Source organism: Candidatus Poriferisocius sp., assembly GCF_965204145.1.
Taxonomy (GTDB): domain Bacteria; phylum Actinomycetota; class Acidimicrobiia; order Acidimicrobiales; family Bin134; genus Poriferisocius.
The window spans coordinates 1,258,217-1,274,864 of sequence record NZ_OZ241977.1 but is presented as its reverse complement, the minus strand read 5'-3'; the positions used below and the strand labels follow the sequence as shown (position 1 = coordinate 1,274,864).

General features: G+C 66.3%; 14 protein-coding genes. 10 read left to right on the top strand and 4 right to left on the bottom strand.

What is annotated here, in order from left to right:
• Window positions 1–30 precede the first annotated feature (30 nt).
• The gene (locus ACOGI7_RS05775) at window positions 31–645 is read right to left on the bottom strand and encodes a hypothetical protein (RefSeq protein ID WP_419850959.1); all 615 of its coding nucleotides are present in this window, start codon (window positions 643–645) and stop codon (window positions 31–33) included.
• Between the two features lie 437 nt (window positions 646–1,082).
• Here ACOGI7_RS05775 and ACOGI7_RS05770 point away from each other — a divergent pair, with 437 nt between their 5' ends.
• On the top strand, window positions 1,083–1,295 hold the full coding sequence (locus tag ACOGI7_RS05770) for a hypothetical protein (RefSeq protein WP_419850958.1): 213 nt from the start codon (window positions 1,083–1,085) through the stop codon (window positions 1,293–1,295).
• A 283-nt stretch (window positions 1,296–1,578) separates the two neighbouring features.
• Here the strand turns inward: ACOGI7_RS05770 and ACOGI7_RS05765 are convergent, their stop codons facing one another.
• Entirely contained in the window at window positions 1,579–2,334 is a 756-nt protein-coding gene (locus tag ACOGI7_RS05765) for a hypothetical protein (protein ID WP_419850957.1), read from the bottom strand.
• A 190-nt stretch (window positions 2,335–2,524) separates the two neighbouring features.
• Here ACOGI7_RS05765 and ACOGI7_RS05760 point away from each other — a divergent pair, with 190 nt between their 5' ends.
• A complete protein-coding gene (locus tag ACOGI7_RS05760; RefSeq protein ID WP_419850956.1) occupies window positions 2,525–2,752 on the top strand; it encodes a hypothetical protein in 228 nt (75 codons plus the stop codon).
• 76 nt (window positions 2,753–2,828) lie between these two features.
• Entirely contained in the window at window positions 2,829–4,103 is a 1,275-nt protein-coding gene (locus ACOGI7_RS05755) for an ATP-binding protein (RefSeq protein ID WP_419850955.1), read from the top strand.
• A 226-nt stretch (window positions 4,104–4,329) separates the two neighbouring features.
• Here the strand turns inward: ACOGI7_RS05755 and ACOGI7_RS05750 are convergent, their stop codons facing one another.
• Window positions 4,330–5,079, bottom strand: a complete 750-nt coding sequence (locus ACOGI7_RS05750; protein ID WP_419850954.1) for a hypothetical protein — start codon at window positions 5,077–5,079, stop codon at window positions 4,330–4,332.
• A 176-nt stretch (window positions 5,080–5,255) separates the two neighbouring features.
• Between ACOGI7_RS05750 and ACOGI7_RS05745 the strand changes: the two genes are divergently transcribed.
• From ACOGI7_RS05745 to ACOGI7_RS05720, 6 genes are all read left to right on the top strand, one after another.
• Window positions 5,256–7,763, top strand: coding sequence for an HAD-IC family P-type ATPase (locus ACOGI7_RS05745; RefSeq protein WP_419850953.1), 2,508 nt, complete (start codon window positions 5,256–5,258; stop codon window positions 7,761–7,763).
• 92 nt (window positions 7,764–7,855) lie between these two features.
• A complete protein-coding gene (locus ACOGI7_RS05740; protein WP_419850952.1) occupies window positions 7,856–9,784 on the top strand; it encodes a molybdopterin oxidoreductase family protein in 1,929 nt (642 codons plus the stop codon).
• A complete protein-coding gene (locus tag ACOGI7_RS05735) occupies window positions 9,777–11,528 on the top strand; it encodes an NADH-ubiquinone oxidoreductase-F iron-sulfur binding region domain-containing protein (protein WP_419850951.1) in 1,752 nt (583 codons plus the stop codon). The genes ACOGI7_RS05740 and ACOGI7_RS05735 overlap by 8 nt, the downstream gene beginning before the upstream one ends.
• Entirely contained in the window at window positions 11,525–12,364 is an 840-nt protein-coding gene (locus ACOGI7_RS05730; protein WP_419850950.1) for a 2Fe-2S iron-sulfur cluster-binding protein, read from the top strand. Before ACOGI7_RS05735 ends, ACOGI7_RS05730 begins: the two co-directional genes overlap by 4 nt.
• A 127-nt stretch (window positions 12,365–12,491) precedes the next feature.
• Window positions 12,492–14,375, top strand: a complete 1,884-nt coding sequence (locus ACOGI7_RS05725) for an alpha/beta fold hydrolase (protein ID WP_419850949.1) — start codon at window positions 12,492–12,494, stop codon at window positions 14,373–14,375.
• Window positions 14,376–14,496: 121 nt separating this feature from the next.
• Window positions 14,497–15,054 carry a Uma2 family endonuclease gene (locus ACOGI7_RS05720; RefSeq protein WP_419850948.1) on the top strand — a complete coding sequence of 186 codons (558 nt, stop codon included), beginning with the start codon at window positions 14,497–14,499 and terminating at the stop codon, window positions 15,052–15,054.
• 264 nt (window positions 15,055–15,318) lie between these two features.
• Here the strand turns inward: ACOGI7_RS05720 and ACOGI7_RS05715 are convergent, their stop codons facing one another.
• Complete coding sequence (locus tag ACOGI7_RS05715; RefSeq protein WP_419850947.1) at window positions 15,319–15,645, bottom strand: hypothetical protein; 327 nt, start codon at window positions 15,643–15,645, stop codon at window positions 15,319–15,321.
• A 722-nt stretch (window positions 15,646–16,367) separates the two neighbouring features.
• On the opposite strand from ACOGI7_RS05715, the gene ACOGI7_RS05710 reads away from it, so the two are divergent.
• Window positions 16,368–16,613 carry a hypothetical protein gene (locus ACOGI7_RS05710; RefSeq protein ID WP_419850946.1) on the top strand — a complete coding sequence of 82 codons (246 nt, stop codon included), beginning with the start codon at window positions 16,368–16,370 and terminating at the stop codon, window positions 16,611–16,613.
• Window positions 16,614–16,648 lie beyond the last annotated feature (35 nt).

The following is a 16,648-nucleotide window of genomic DNA, read 5'->3' as shown; positions in this document are numbered from 1 at the left end:
GCCTCGTAAGTTGGCACGTTGATCCGTGTATCAGAGTGCTAGATCAGCGGGCCGTCCCCCACGGTCGGCCCACATCGCCTCAATGAAGTCCTCTGTGCTGGCGTAGAACGTGCATTCATCGGGATCGTAAGCCGGGCCCTTGCCGATCGACTCTTCGATATCTGCCATTGTCAGATGGCCCATCACTGTGAAGTCGAGCGTGTCGCCCTGGCTGGCCGCTGCCATCGGCTTCGTCTCGTAGGCATAGTCCATGAGTTTCTCTATCTTCCAGTCGCCCTTCTCGGCCACTGTGGTCCGAATGTGGTCCGAGAAGTCGTCTGGAACGGTTATAGACGTGTCCACGGCTGTGAGGACATTGCGCTCTCCACCCTCCTCGCGCGGCGATGTTTCACGTCGTACCAATCCCCGCTTTACAAGATCGTCCTCGACCTCGCGCAGCACGTCGTCGTAGGGCCCGTAATCCATCCAGCGCCATGCCACCCCTGAGCCTGTGATCCTGTCGTGCTCGACAGATTGGACATCGGCAAGGTAGAGGAGTTTCACCATCTTGGTGCGCGTGATCTCCAGCCGCATGGTCTCGGCCGCTGCCAGAAGTGCCAGCACACACACCTCGACACGCTCTCGCTCGGATATATCAGCGCTCACTGCTGCTCCCCTAGCACCCTGGCCGCACAGCCAGTCTATATCAATAGGCCGTTCGGATATGCCTTCAGCCTTCCCTCCTTGAAAATCCCAAGTATCCGAATCCACATCATCTCTTTCTATTTATCGTAGCCGCAGCGCCCTAAAACCAAGCGCCTCTTTTTCACCAGACACGTATAATCGCAGGTCATAGCCTTATCTCATGGCAGTATCTCCGTGCCACGAAACGCGTCTAGGCGCACCTATTTTCCGTTTTTGAAGAGGGCTTGCAACTCATGGCTTCCTTCGGAACGGATGCGCTCGCGTTTCGTGGCAGAAAGCTAGCCCTCAATCCGAAGGGAGCCTCCTGCCATGAAACGCCTACCGGCAGTGATCGCCGCTGTTCTGGCACTGGCTGCCTGCGGCACTTCGGCTCCCCGTACTCGGGAGGCACGGGCAGCGTGATCATCGAGGACATGAGAGCCGAGTTCGGATACTCCGACGATGTGAGCCCCCACCCCCGGGCAGTGTTCGCTAACCCGCCCGGAGGCCAGCGAGCCGCCGACTTCTACGTGCGCATCGGGAACTCCACCCGGCTCCTGCTCACCGACGAGGCCATCGCCTACGCCTCCGCCCACTGGAGCTGGCGGCGCAAGACCCTGCGACGAACCTAGGGCGTGTCGATTCCACGCAGGCCGGCATTCACGAACGGCAGACCTCGATTCTCGAGGCGCAGATATCTGAACGCGGCAGCGCGCCCGCCTGGTCGACCAAGCGGGCCATCGCCGCCGCCCTCAAGCTCGCCGCCGTCGCGGTCCGGGCGATGGCCACCGACCTCGCCAACGGCCTAGACGTGAAGATCGAGACGCTCGAGGCCGACGACGGGTGACCGGGCCGGGGTGGGTGGTCGGGGTCCCCTCCGGGGGAGGGGGCCACACCACCCCGCACCGGCCACGCCTAACGAACGACGCAGGTATTGCCGCCGGTGGCGTAGCGGTCCGCCTCCTCGCCCCCCCTGGTCTGCACCCACTTGGGCGTGCATTCAACCTCGGGGAGCTGGCCGAGGTGGTCCATGTTGCGCCGCCACGCGACATCGACCCACCCATTGGCAATGCCATCCTCAAAGCCATCGACCTGGATCTGATCGATCGCAGCCACTATCGACTCATCAACGCAGCCAGTCGTCCCGTAATAGCCGACGTGGTCAGCGTCCCTGTAGTAGATGACCACCGCCGCCGTACAGCCGCCGCCGGTCTGCGGCACGTTCTGCTGTGCCTGCGGCTCCCGCGGCTCCCGCCGCTCAGGCACCTCGACGGGCTGGGGCACCTCGACGATGGCGGGCCCCTCATGGGGCTGGCCCTCGGGCTGGGCCTCAACGCCCCGCTGCTGGGGCTGGGAGTTGCCGGGCTGGGGATCGCCCTGGGGCTGCTCGGCCTCCGGGCCGGGCTGGGGACCGCCCACCGGCTGCTGCTGGGGCTGGGGCTGCTCGGCCTCCGGGCCGGGCTGGGGATCGCCCTGGGGCCGGCCGTAGTCCCGCCACGCCTCCCAGGGGTACTGCCCGTTGACGCTGCCCGGCGCGGTGCAGTTGTCGATCCCGTTGAACTCGTGATGCCCGTATCCCGGCGGGCAAACCGAGCCGTCCGCCGACGCCATCGCAGGGGCCAGAACCGCAGCCAAAGCCAGAACGAGCGCCGATGTGATGATCTTCCGCACGCCGGAATTATAGGGGGGGGGGGGGGGGGGGGGGGGGGGGGAGAGTCAAGTCTTTGGCCGGGCCGGTTCATCTCGACAACACCGCCAACCCCGGAGCCGGAACCAGACCGGGACCCGCCGGCCTGCACGGCAGAACCCCCGACAGAATCCACGGGTGTGCACCAGCGCGCAGAACAAATACCCTGTGCCGATGTCCGCTGGCCAGGACACGCCCGAACCCGCTGTCGGCCTCACCGAACCAGAGGTGCAGCAACGCATCGCCAAAGGCAAGACCAACGCAGCAGCCCGCGCGCTCACCACTCGCAGCGTCTCTGAAATCCTCCATGCCAACGCCTTCAACTCCGTCAACATCGTCTTGTTGGCATTGGGCACCGCGCCGCCTGTCCCTCCTATGGGCATGTCAGATGCCCATATATAGGCGTATTGATTGCCCATATATGGGCATCTGATACTGTGGTGTTGATTGTTGCCCGCTGTTGGAGGAAGAGGAAGAGATGGCGCGACGGCTGACCCCGGCTGGCTACCGGCCGCGGGTGGTGGATGCCGAGATGGAGGCTTCGCTGGCAGCGTCGCCGGCAGTGCTGATCGAGGGGCCGCGAGCTTGTGGGAAAACCTGGACCGGGAAGCGGTTCGCCCTCAGCGAGGCGCTCCTTGACGCCACGGCGAGCTCCCTGCTGGCCTCCAATATGGATCCCGCGGCGGTGCTGGAGGGCCCGACGCCGCGGCTGTTGGACGAGTGGCAGCTCGCACCGGAAATCTGGAACCCGATGCGCCGGGCCTGCGACGACCGGGCCAGAGCAGGCCAGTTCGTCTTGACCGGCTCCGCCAATCCCCCCGACGACATCACCCGCCACTCGGGGGCAGGGAGGGTGCTGCGGGTGAGGATGCGGCCCATGAGTCTGCTCGAGTCCGGCCTGTCCGATGGCAGCATCTCGCTCAACGGCCTGTTCGGCGCTGGCAGGCCCACCGCACGCGACGGCGGGCTCAAACTTGGCGACGTCATCGAGGCAGCCTGCCGGGGCGGGTGGCCGCGGCTGTTGGACACCGACCTGGGTGCCGCGCTGCGGGCCACCCGCGGCTACCTGGACGAGATAAGCCGAACCGACGTCTCCCGAGTGGACGGGGTGGCCCGCAACCCCGCCGGGGTCCGCAAACTGTTGTCTTCGCTCGGGCGGAATATCTCTTCGGAGGCAAGCTTCGCCACCTTGTCCAAAGACACCGCCGACGAGGAGGGCATCGTCGACCGCCGCACCGTGGCGTCCTACATGGCAGCCCTCGAGCGCCTGTTCGTGGTCGAGGACCTGCGGGCCTGGAAACCGCACATCACCTCGCGGGCGCAGCTGCGGAGCGCGCCGAAACGCCACCTCGCCGACCCCTCTTTGGCCGTGGCGGCCCTGCAAGCCAGCCCAGAATCGGTAATGCAGAACAGGAAATACGCCGGGCTGCTGTTCGAATCGCTGGTGGTCCGGGATCTGCGCGTCTACGGGCAGGCCAACAACCTCGACCTGTCCCACTACCGCGACAGCGACGGCTTGGAAGTCGACGTGGTCATCAAGCACCCCGACGGCCGCTGGATCGCCGCCGAAGTCAAACTCGGCAGCGAACAGGGCATCGAAGAAGGCATCCGCTCCCTCCACCGCCTCCGCAGCAGAGTCGACCCCGACCGCAGCGGAACGCCGTCCCGCCTCGTGATCATCACCGCCAGCGGCTACGGCTTCGAGCACCCCGAAGGGGTCTCCATCATCCCCATCACCGCACTCGCCCCCTGAACCACCTCACCGACGAACAGCGCCGCCGCCTCATCGACCAGGGCGCGATAGCCGCCTCCCTCAAGCTCGCCGCCGTCGCCGTCCGGGCGATGGCCACCGGCCTCGCCAACGGCCTAGACGTGCAGATCGAGACGCTGGAAGTCGACGACGAATAGCCGGGTCGGGGTGGGTGGCCGGGGTGCCCTCCGGGGGAGGGGGCCACACCACCCCGCACCGGCCACGCCTACTAAGATGAACTCCTGTTCCAACTGCTCGGCGCGTCGGTGCAGGCCCCGCCCCACCAATAGTGCAGCTTGCGTAGTTCCGCCTTCTCCGTGGCGCTCCGGCTGCCCTGGTTGCAATTGATCGGCGTGATGCGGCAGTGCGGCCCGCGGCACCCGTCCGCTTTGGGGTTGCTGAGGTCGGCGTGGCATGTCGAAGTCGTGGACTCGTACCGCCACCCGTTGTTGCAGCCGCCCGAGTTCGCGGGCGGATTTCCCCAAGTGCCCCAATTCACAGTCTGCGGGCTTTCTTCGGCGAACTCGCAGTCAGCGGGGTTCTGGGCGCACCGCAGCAACTCGGCCAACGCCTCCGCATCCTCCTCTTGAGCCTCCGGCTGCCGGGGCTGCTCGACCTCCCTCGTGGGAGGGGTGCCCTGGGGCTGGGCCTCAACGCCCCGCTGCCGGGGCTGCTCGGCTTCCGGGCCGGGCTGGGGGTCGCCCACTGGCTGCTCGGCCTCCGGGCCGGGCTGGGGATCGCCCTGGGGTTGCTCAACCTCCGGGCCGGGCTGGGGGTCGCCCTGGGGCTGGCCGTAGTCGGCCCACGCCTCCCAGGGGTACTGCCCGTTGACGCTGCCCGGCGCGGTGCAGTTGTCGATCCCGTTGAACTCGTGATGCCCGTATCCCGGCGGGCAGACCGAGCCGTCCGCCGACGCCATCGCGGGGGCCAGGAACGCAGCCAAAGCCAGAACGAGCGCCGATGTGATGATCTTCCGCACGCCGGAATTATGGGGGGGGGGGGGGGGGAGAGTCAAGTCTTTGGCCGGGCCGCTCATCTCGACAACACCGCCAACCCCGGAGCCGGAACCAGACCGGGACCCGCCGGCCTGCACGGCAGAACCCCCGACAGAATCCACAGGTGTGCACCAGCGCGCAGAACAAATACCCTGTGCCGATGTCCGCTGGCCAGGACACGCCCGACTCCGCTCACGGCCTCACCGAGGCTGAGGTGCAGGAACGAGTCGCCAAGGGCAAGACCAACGCGGCGGCGAGCGCGCTCGCCACTCGCAGCGTCTCTGAAATCCTCTATGCCAACGCCTTCAACTCCGTCAACGTCGTCTTGTTGGCATTGGGCACCGCGCTCACCGCGATGGACCGCACCCGCGACGGCGTCATCAACCTGGGTTTCATCGTCGCCATCGTCGCCATCGGCAGCTTCCAGGAGATCAGAGCCAAGCGCCGCCTCGACCACATCACGATCCTCTCCACGCCGGCGGTCGCCGTCCGCCGCGGGGGCCGCGACCACCACATCAACCCTGCTGAAGTGGTCCTCGACGACATCCTGGTTATCGGTCCCGGCGACCAGATCACCGTAGACAGCATCTTGATCGAGGGCGGGCCGGTGACGGTAGACGAGTCACTGCTTACCGGGGAGTCCGAGCCCAACACCAAGCGACTCGGAGACGAGCTCTGCTCCGGCACGTTCTGCACCAGCGGGGCCGCCCTGGCCCGTGTCATCCGCGTCGGACCGGCCTCGCTGGCCACCTCGCTCACCGCCACCGCCCAAGAGTTCACCGTCACCAAGACGCCGCTTCAGCGCCTCGTCGACGACGTGCTGCGCGTCCTCATCGTCACCGCGGTGTTCTTCGGCCTCCTCTTCGTGGCCCAGGGCATTGTCTCGGAGACCTCGGCGGTCCGCGTCGTCGAGACCGCAACGGTGACCGCGGCCATCATCCCCGTCGGCCTCTTTTTGATCTTCGTCGTCACCTACTCCATGAGCGCCGCCCGGCTCACCCGCCACGACCTGCTGGTGCAGCAGCTCAACGCCTTGGAATCGCTCAGCCATGTCAACGTCTTGTGTACCGACAAGACCGGCACGCTCACGGCCAATCGAATACGGCTCGCCGACATCAAGCCCCTCGGCGATGGCAATCACCTCGACGAACTGAGCGCCCTGCTTGGCGCCTTTGCCCACAGCACCACCGCTACCAACGCCACCAACGACGCGCTGCGCGCCGCCTTCCCCCGCCAAGCCCTCGCACTGGCCGACGAGATCCCCTTCACGTCGGCCAACCGCTGGAGCGCGGCCTCATTCGAAGGCGCCTCCTATGTGCTCGGCGCTCCCGAAGCCCTCCAACCGCACCTGGCTACCGGAATCGAGGGGCGCGACACCATCGACCGGTGGACCGCGGCCGGTCACCGGGTGCTGCTCTTCACCGCCAACCGCGACACCGACGTGCTGCACGACCGCGATGGCAACCCAGCCCTGCCGCCCCTCACTCCCCTCGCCCTGCTCAGCTTCGCCGACGAGCTGCGCGAAGGCGCCCGCGACACCATCGCCGGCCTGCTCGGCGAAGGCGTCACCCTCAAAGTCATCTCCGGTGACAACCCCGACACGGTCGCCGCGCTGGCCCGCCAAGTCGGCATGCACAAAGACATCAACGTCATCTCCGGCCCCGAGCTCGACGAGCTCAGCGAAGCCGAGTTCGCCTCGGTCGCCCAGCGGGCCGACGTCTTCGGCCGCATCGCCCCCCACCAAAAAGACCGCATCGTTGCCGCCCTCCAAAAAAGCGGCGACTACGTCGCCATGATCGGCGACGGAGTAAACGACACCCTCGCGCTCAAGACCGCCGATGTCGGCATCGCCATGGAGTCCGGCAGCAGCGCGGCCCGGGGCATCGCCGACCTCGTTTTGCTCAACGACTCGTTCACCGCCGTGCGGCCCGCCATCGAAGAGGGGCGCCGCATCATCTCAGGCATGCGCGACATCCTCCGGCTCACCGTCGCCCGCTCCGCCACCCTCGCACTGGTGGCGGTGGCCATGATGATCATCAACCAGGTGTTCCCGTTCTCCGCCGGCGCCCAAACCATCTACGGCCTCATCACCATCACCATCCCCACCGTCGGGCTCGCCCTTTGGGCCCGGCCCACCCGGGCCACCGATGTCGACGCCGCCGAGCTCGCCCGCTTCGTCGTGCCCGTCGCCCTCACAAACCTCCTTTTCGGCGCCGCCGTCTTCGTCGCCACCTACTACACCACGAGACACGGCTTTCGTTTCTTCGACGGCCAATTCGACAGCATCGTCGGCTTCACCCTCGGCGCCGACCAACAAAGCGCCCCCGAGGTGGCCGCCATCCTCGGCCGCACCAGCCTCGTCGTATTCCTCATCCTCACCGGCCTCATCACCATCTTGTTCCTGCAACCCCCGCTGCGCTTCTTCACCACCCCACACCAGCCCCTCCACCCCGACCGGTGGGCCGCATGGATGGTGCTCGCCAGCATCGCCCTGCTCGCGGTGATCATGGCCACCGGGCTCCGCTCCTGGTTGCAGCTCGCCGAGATCCCCGGATGGGGGTACGCCGCCCTCACCGCCGCCGTGGCGGCCTGGACCTTCACCCTGCGCGCCGTTTTGCGCCAAAAGATCCCACTCCTCAACCGCCTCACCCAGCCGCCCACCGCGTGACAAGCCAATGCTTGTGTCGAACCGGCAAGGAGTCGGCAAGCCCAGATAAACTAGAGCAGCCCTTGGGAACCTCCTTGGGGAAAGGGGTGCAAATGGCGAGGCGGGAACGTTTGACCGTGCCGATGGTGCGGGACAACGGGAGCCTGCGAGAAGCGACATGGGAAGAGGCTTTGTCGCGGGCTGCGGCCGGGTTCAATCAGGTGCTGTCTGAGCACGGGCCGCAGGCGTTCGGGATGTTCAGCTGCTCCAAGGCCACCAACGAGATGAACTACATCGCCCAGAAGTTCATCCGCACGGTGGTGGGATCCAACAACATCGACTCCTGCAACCGAACTTGACACGCTCCTTCGGTCGTCGGTCTGGCGACAGTGTTCGGAGCAGGAGGGGGCACGTGCTCCTATCAGGAGGTTGAGGAAACCGACGTGATCCTCTTGTGGGGATCCAATGCCCGCGAGGCCCACCCCATCTTCTTCCACCACGTGCTCAAAGGCATCGACAACGGTGCCCGCATGTACTGCGTCGACCCCCGCTACACCTCCTCGGCCCAATTCTCCGATGTGTGGGTGGGCATCGACGTGGGCACCGACATCGCCCTGGCCAACGGCATCGGCCGAGAGATCATCCGCGCCGGTCTGGCCAACCAGGAGTTCATCGCCCACTCCACCCAGGGTTTCGAGGCCTACGCCACCTCGGTGGAGCCGTTCACCCCCGACGCAGTAGCAGCCATCTGCGGCATTCCCGCCGAGGTGGTGGTGGAGATGGCCCATGCTTACGCCACCGCCGGCAAAGCCCAGATCCTGTGGACCCTGGGCATTACCGAGCACCACAACGCGGTCGACAACGTGCTGTCGTTGTGCAACTTGGCCCTGCTCACCGGCCATGTGGGTCGGTGGGGCTCTGGTCTGGTGCCGCTGCGGGGCCAGAACAACGTGCAAGGCGGCGGCGACATGGGGGCAATCCCCAATAAGTTCCCCGGATTCGCTGGCGTGGACGACCCTGACCATCGGGCCCGCTTCGAAACTGCCTACGGCCGAGAGCTCAACCCAGTGCCCGGATTGCACCTCACCCTCATGTTCGAGGCCATGGAGCGGGGCGATCTGCGGGCGCTGTACGTGATCGGCGAGAACCCGGCCGATTCCGAGGCCGATGTGATCCATGCCCGAGCCCAGCTCGAGAGCTTGGACATCCTGGTCGTGCAGGACATCTTGATGACGCGCACCGCGGAGATGGCCGACGTGGTGCTGCCCGCGTCGGTGGCTTGGGCCGAGAGCAACGGCACCGTCACCTCCAGCGAGCGCCGGGTGCAGCGGGTGCGCCCCGCGGTTTCTCCTCCTGGCCAGGCCCGCCATGACATCGACATCTTGTGCGACATGGCCGAGGCCATGGGTGACGAACTCGGCCCCCGCGACCCGGAAGCAGCGTGGGACGAGCTACGATCTCTGTCGGCCATGCACAGCGGCATGTCCTGGGAGCGTCTGGAGGCCGCCGGCGGCTTGCAATGGCCATGTCCCGACGAGGACCACCCCGGCAGTGCCTTCCTCCACGGCTGGCTGTGGGCTGACGATCTGGAAGGCCATGATCCGGCCCCGTTCTCCGTGCTGGAGCATGAGGGGCCGACCGAGGAGTTGAGCGAGGAATTTCCCCTCCGGCTCACCACCGGGCGGGCCTTGGACTCCTACAACACCGGCGTGCAGAGCGGAAAATACGACTCGCCGCTGCGGTTCGCCGGCCTGGATTTGAACTCTCGGGATGCGGCTGCCCTCGGAATTGCCGACGGCGACCGGGTATTGGTGTGCTCGCCTCGGGGTTCGGTCGAGATGAACGCCCGGCTGGTGTCGAGCCTGCCCTCGGGCCTGGCCTTCACCACCCTTCACCATCCCGAGTTGATCGACGTAAACGTGCTCACCAACCCCGACTGGGATCCGAAATCCGGCACTGCCGAGTTCAAGGCGGCAGCTGTCCGCGTGGAGCGCATCGGCTCTCCGCAAGACGCCGCGACCGCAGGCGCATCCGTTGGCTGACCTCCACTTCGGCGACGACCAGCCCACCCAAGCCGAGCGGGCGGCAATCGACGCCATCGTCCCCCAAGCCGACGCCGCCACCGTTGTCGAGACCGAGCGGCTCGTTCGCGGGGGCCGCAGCCGACGCCAAGGACTGCGCCATCTGCTCCTGCCGGTGCTGCACTCGCTTCAGCACGAGATCGGCTGGATCAGTCCCGGCGGTTTGAACGGGGCGGCCGAGCGGCTGGGGGTTCCCCCGGCCGAGGCCTATGGCGTGGCCACGTTCTACGAGTTGCTCCGCACCACCGACCCCGGCCACCGCGACGACGTCGTCCACGTGTGCGTTGATCCGACGTGTGCTCTCGCGGACAACGATGGGCTGCGGGCTTCGCTGGAGGCAGACGGGGCCAAAGTCCATGCCAGCCCCTGCCTCGGCCAATGCGATCGGGCCCCGGCGCTGTTCGTCCAGGGTGTTGGGCGGCCCGATCGGGTGCCGGCCGATGATGACGAGAAGTTCCGTTTGCCTCAAGCGGGCGACCCTGGTCTGCGGGTGTTGCGCCGAGTGGGTGTGGTCGACCCGACCTCGTTGGACTCCTACCGGGACCACGGCGGCTATGAGGCCCTGATAGCCGCCATTGCGATGGGGTCCGACGCGGTCATCGCCGCCATCTCCGACTCCGGACTGTCAGGCCGGGGCGGGGCAGCGTTCCCCACCGGGATCAAGTGGCGGGCAGTGGCCGACGAACCCGGGCCGGAAAAGCATGTGGTGGCCAATTGCGACGAATCAGAGCCGGGCACCTTCAAAGACCGCATCGTGTGCGAGCACGACCCGTTCGCGGTCATCGAGTCGATGACCATCGCGGGATTGGCCACCGGGGCGCCCCACGGCTGGATCTACATCCGGGGCGAGTACCCCCGGGCCACCGCCCGCCTGGAGGATGCCATCGCCCAGGCCCGGGCCGCTGGCCTATTGGGCGACGATGTGGCCGGCAGCGGACAGCGGTTCGACATCGAGGTTCGCCGGGGGGCCGGGGCCTACATCTGCGGCGAGGAAACGGCGCTGTTCAACTCCATTGAGGGCTTCCGGGGCGAACCCCGCAACAAGCCCCCCTTCCCCACCACCCACGGCCTGTTCTCCCAGCCCACTGCCATCAACAACCCCGAGACCCTCATCAACGTGCTCGACATCGTGGTCGACGGCCCCGACGCCTACCGCTCAGTGGGCACCGAGCGCTCCCCCGGCACTCGCCTGTTCTGCCTGTCGGGGCGGGTGGGAGTTCCCGGGCTTTACGAAGTGCCGTTCGGCACCACCCTGGGCGACTTGATCGACTTGTCCGGCGGACCGACCGGTTCGCTGGCCGCAGTGCTGCTGGGTGGCGCAGCCGGGGTGTTTGTCGGCCCCGACGCCCTCGACATGCCCCTCACCCTGGAAGACACCCGAGAAGCGGGAGCCACCCTGGGATCGGGAGTGGTCACGGTGTTCGACGACACCGTGGATATGGAGGCCGTGGTCGTCCGCATTGCCGAGTTCTTCCGGGACGAGTCGTGCGGCCAGTGCGTGCCCTGTCGAGTGGGCACCCAGCGCCAGCACGAGGTGCTGGTGGAGTTGCAGGCCTCCGGGCAGCCTCTCGCCCCGGAGCGAGCCGAGCTCATCGACGACATGGCCCTGGCCATGGTGGACGCCTCCATCTGCGGCCTGGGCCACACTGCGGCTTCTGCGGTGCGCTCCGCTTTGTCGCTGGGCCTGATAGGAAATAGCCAGTGAGCGGCGTCATCACCGAGACCGCGGTGACCATCCGGGTTGACGGCCAAGAGGTGGCCGTGCCCGAAGGCGCGACCATCCTGGACGCCTGCGATGCCACCGGCGTGGAAACTCCGACCATCTGCTACGGCCCCACCCTCACCCCGGTAAACGTGTGCCGGGTGTGCGTGGTGGAACTCGACGGCAGCCGGGCCTTGGTCCCCTCCTGCTCCCGCCCGGCGGAGGAGGGAATGGTGGTCCATACCGACAGCGAGCGGGTCCGCCATAGCCGCAAGATGGTGCTGGAGTTCTTGGCCACCGGAGTCGACGTGTCCCAGGCCGATGAGCTGGACCAGTGGGCCGAGCACTACGGCGCCGACCCCAGCCGCTACGTCCCCGGCGGCCAGACCATGGACGAGCCGGTGCGGGTGCAGGACAACCTCTACATCCGGGACTACGACAAGTGCGTGCTGTGCTACCGCTGCGTGGAGGCCTGCGGCGACGATGCCCAGCACACCTACGCCATCTCGGTGGCCGGCCGCGGCTTCGGCGCCCGCATCTCCACCGAGTTCGACGTGACCCTGCCCGACTCGGCTTGCGTTTACTGCGGCAACTGCGTAGCCGTATGCCCCACCAACGCCCTCCAGTTCAAGACCGAGTTCGACCTCCGCCAAGCCGACGACTGGCGCCCCGAAGACCAAACCGTCACGCAAACCGTGTGCTCCTACTGCGGCGTCGGCTGCAACCTCGAACTCCACGTCCAAGACAACCAAATCGTCAAATGCACCTCCCCCGACGACCACGACGTAACAAGCGGCAACCTCTGCATAAAAGGCCGCTTCGGCTGGAACTACGTTTAGTTCGGAAGACAGGTAGAGGGCGACAGTCTTTGACGGGTTGGCGGATCGGGGGGGGGGGGGGGGGGGGGGGGGGGGGGGAGGGGGGGGACTACGTTTAGCCCGGATGCTAGGTAAAGATCGATCTCTGGTGGCGAGAGTCGTGGCATTGGCTCTGCTGGCCGGGTCCGTGCTGGTGGCCGTCGGCGCCCAAGGGGCGACTGCGGAGTCGGTTGAGCGGAGCGCAGCCGAGCGTTGCTCGGAGTTTCATCGCTTCGGCGCCCAGCCGGTGGATGTGGCCAAAACCGGCGACGGCCAAACCGCGCTGGCGCAGGTCCGCTGGGGGTACCACGAGAGCATCGGCTGCTTCCTCGCCCTCGACGACGACGCATTGGCCGCCCTGCGGGGCGCTGGTCCGCCCGGGAGCCTGCCTGGAGGCGAGACCGATGACTCGAGGCGCTGTTTTGAGCACCACCGGTTCGGGGCAGAGCCGGTAGATGTGGCCAAAACCGTCAACGGCCAAACCGTGCTGGCCCGCCTTAGCTGGGGGTATGACGAGAGCATCGGCTGCTACCTGACCCTCGACTCGGCCGCAATCAACACGCTGCGCGCCGCCGACCTCGCCGCCACCGCAGAGCCATCCCCCGCGGAGAAACGCATCGAGTGGACTAACTGCGGCTCCAACCTCGAATGTGGCTCCTTGGACGTACCCGCCGACTACCGGTCACCCGAGGCCGACACCATCAAGATCGCTGTTAACGTGCTCCGGACTGCCTCCCCCGAGCAGCGGATCGGCTACCTCCTGGTGAACCCCGGAGGTCCCGGCGGCAGCGGCGTGGAGCTCGTCGCCAGCGGCGAAGGCTTCGCTGATCAACTGCTCGAGCGCTTTGACATCGTGGGGTTCGACCCCCGCGGTGTCGGTGAATCCGAGCCCGCCTTCTCCTGTGGGGCCTCCGGCGAGCAACTCAAACTGCTCGCGGCAATAGACATGCCCATCGACAGTCCCGACGACATCGCGGCCGGAGAAGCCGCCGCCAACCTGTGCATCCAGTCGATGGGCCCCGTCGGCGGCCTCCTGCACAGCGAATACGTCGCCCGGGATATGGACGAGATCCGCAAAGCCCTGGGCGCCGACCAAATCTCCTACCTGGGTTTCTCCTACGGCTCGACCCTCGGTGTCTGGTACGCCACGCTCTTCCCGCAATCGGTTAGGGCAATGGCGGTGGACGGGGCCGACAACCCGGTTGACCCGGCCAGCACCCGGCAGGAACGCATCGAGGAGGCCATCGAGGAGGTCGCCCCCTTCGCCGACTCGCTGGATCAGGCATTGGCCGCGTGCGACGATTGGAAGCAGTGCCCGATCTACAACCGGGGGAACCCGGTCGCGTATTTCCGGGAGGCCGTCACCAAGCTTGACCTGGTAAACCAGGCAGCCAACGGCAATCCGCGAGCCGGTGGTTTGGGAGTGCTCACCACGCTGTACAGCCAAGACTACTGGCCTTACTTGTGGCAGGGGCTGTACCGGCTCCGAAATAACGACCCGTCGGTCTTGCTGGAGTTCGCATTGCTGCAATTGGGCGAGGACCCCGCCGCGGCGAGCTTCACCGAGCACGTCAACTGCCTGGACAGCCAGACCTTGTACCCGGAACTGGACCGCGACACACTGCTGGCCGACGCCGAGGCCGCCGAGGCCGTTCTCGAGGAGCGGTTCCCCCTGCTGGCGCTGATGTTCCCCCCTCTCCCCAGCGCCTGCCTGTTCTACGACCAATTCGCCCCCGACCCCCTCCAAGGCCCCCTCGACGGCGGGAACGTGCCCATCCTGGTCATCGGCAACCACTCCGACCCCGCTACCCCCTTCGGCGAGTCCGAAGAACTCGCCACCGACACCCTCACCAACGGCTACCTAATAGAAACTTCCCACATCACCCACGTCGTCTACCCCAACAACGAGTGCGTCAACCACCACATCCACCAAGCGCTTATCAACCTGGTGTACCCCGATGAGCGCCGGGTCGTCTGCGAGTCACAAAAATAAGGGGCAGCGACAGCTAGGTCCCGTTACGTCATCATCAGATGCACCAGCTCCGACGACAATGACGCAACCCAGAGCAACCCCTGCATCAGCCGCCGCTTCGGCTTGAACTACGTTTAGGGCAATGACTGGATTGGCCGATACGAAGCTGCTGACCGCCGACGACCTACTTCGCTTGAGCTCCCAAGGCGTGCGCGGCGAGCTGGTGCAGGGAGTGCTTCACGAGACGATGGCATCAGGACACCGACACGGCAAGATCGCCGTCAATCTCGTCACCGAGTTGAACAACTTCGCAAAGCCCAGGAAGCTAGGCACGCTTGTCGCCTCCGATTCGGGCGTGTGGCTGGAGCGCGACCCCGACACCGTACGCGAACCCGATGTGGCATTCACCTCAGCAGAGAAGATCCCACTGGACGCGGAGATCGACGGCTACGCCGAAGTCGTCCCCGACCTAGTAGTAGAAATCGTCTCCCCTAGCGACAGCCACCGCTGGGCCCGCGACCGGGCGCAGATGTGGCTCGGCCACGGCGCGCCATTGGTCTGGATCGTCCACCCCGACACCCGCACCATCGATGTGTACCGCCCCGGCACCGATCCCACGACCCTGCAAGAAGACGACTCCCTAAACGGCCACGAAGTCCTCCCCGGCTTCACCTGCTCTGTAAGCTCCGTGTTCGCCTGAAGCCATAGGCGGGCTACCCCAAGGAATCCTCGTATGGGACACCGCAAGTTCAGCGACATAGCGAGTGAAATCAACCCTGAGCGTCGCGCCCGCATCGACGCCCTAAAGAAGGAGGCCAGGGTCGATGCCGCCGGTTGCGTCCTGCCATCTCATGGAGATACGGACTCTGGGCCGGTCTGCCAGGACAACTGATCAACCAAGTGGGGCAACACTGAGCTGCTTGGCTGCTGCGTAGAGCAGTTCGTCTAGCACCACCTTCGCCGCTCAGTGCCGTCTACGCCGTCGAACCGTCCGCACCTCGTCTACTGCCATCTGCATTGCCTCAACCTCTGACAACTCGGCGTTGGCATTGGCATTGTCCGCCAGTTCTTGTCGAATTCGAGCAGTGAAATACTCCCAAGCCGACTGGCGGCTCACTGCAAGCGCATCGCCAACCTGCTCCCAAGTGGCTCCGGCAGCTCGGGCCGCCCGAACCTTGTCACGGCGCAACCGCTCCAATTCTGGCTCACTGCGAGCAAGCTCCCGCAGTGCCTCTAAGGGGTCAGCCGATAATGCATCAGCAGCGATCACACCCATGAGTGTCAGGATCACCTGACAGCCTCACGATGCCAACAATCTTCTGGACTCTCAGACTGTCTATAGAACCCCCGCAAGTCTCCTGCTGACCCCTGAGCAGGTCAAACTACTGCTCCGCAGAGTGCTCCTCTATGAGTTGCTCCAAGAGTCTCTGCGTATACTCCGCCCACTCCTCGTCGGTTTATTGGCTTCTCTGCTCCCGAGCCTGTTCTCGGCGAAGCGAAAGTCCTCAAGGGCCTGCCCCAGCCCCTCAAGCTCGCCGCCGTCGCCGTCCGGGCGATGGCCACCGACCTCGCCAACGGCCTCGACGTGCAGATCGAGACGCTAGAGATCAACGATGGCCAGCCGCCGCACAGCTAGCAGCCACTCTTGCTCGTCGGACACGTCCCCCACCACGCCGGCGCGTCGGTGCAGGCCCCGCCCCACCAATAGTGCAGCTTGCGTAGTTCCGCCTTCTCCGTGGCGCTCCGGCTGCCCTGGTTGCAATTGACCGGCGTGATGCGGCAGTGCGGTCCGCGGCACCCGTCCGCTTTGGGGTTGCTGAGGTCGGCGTGGCATGTCGAAGTCGTGGACTCGTACCGCCACCCGTTGTTGCAGCCGCCCGAGTTCGCGGGCGGATTCCCCCAAGTGCCCCAATTCACGGTCTGCGGCACGTTCCGCTGTGCCTGCGGCTCCCGCGGCTCCCGCCGCTCAGGCACCTCGACGGGCTGGGGCACCTCGACGATGGCGGGCTCCTCATGGGGCTGGGCCTCCGGGCCAGACTCGACCTCCGGGCCGGGCTGGGGATCGCCCTGGGGCTGCTCCACCTCCACGCCGGGCTGGGGATCGCCCTGGGGCTGGCCGTAGTCCCGCCACGCCTCCCAGGGGTACTGCCCGTTGACGCTCCCCGGCGCAGTGCAATTGTCGATCCCGTTGAACTCGTGATGCCCGTATCCCGGCGGGCAGACTCCCTCGTCAGCCGCGGCGACAGGAGCCGCAGCTAACGAGAAGAGAGAGAGAGAGAGAGAGAGAGATGAGC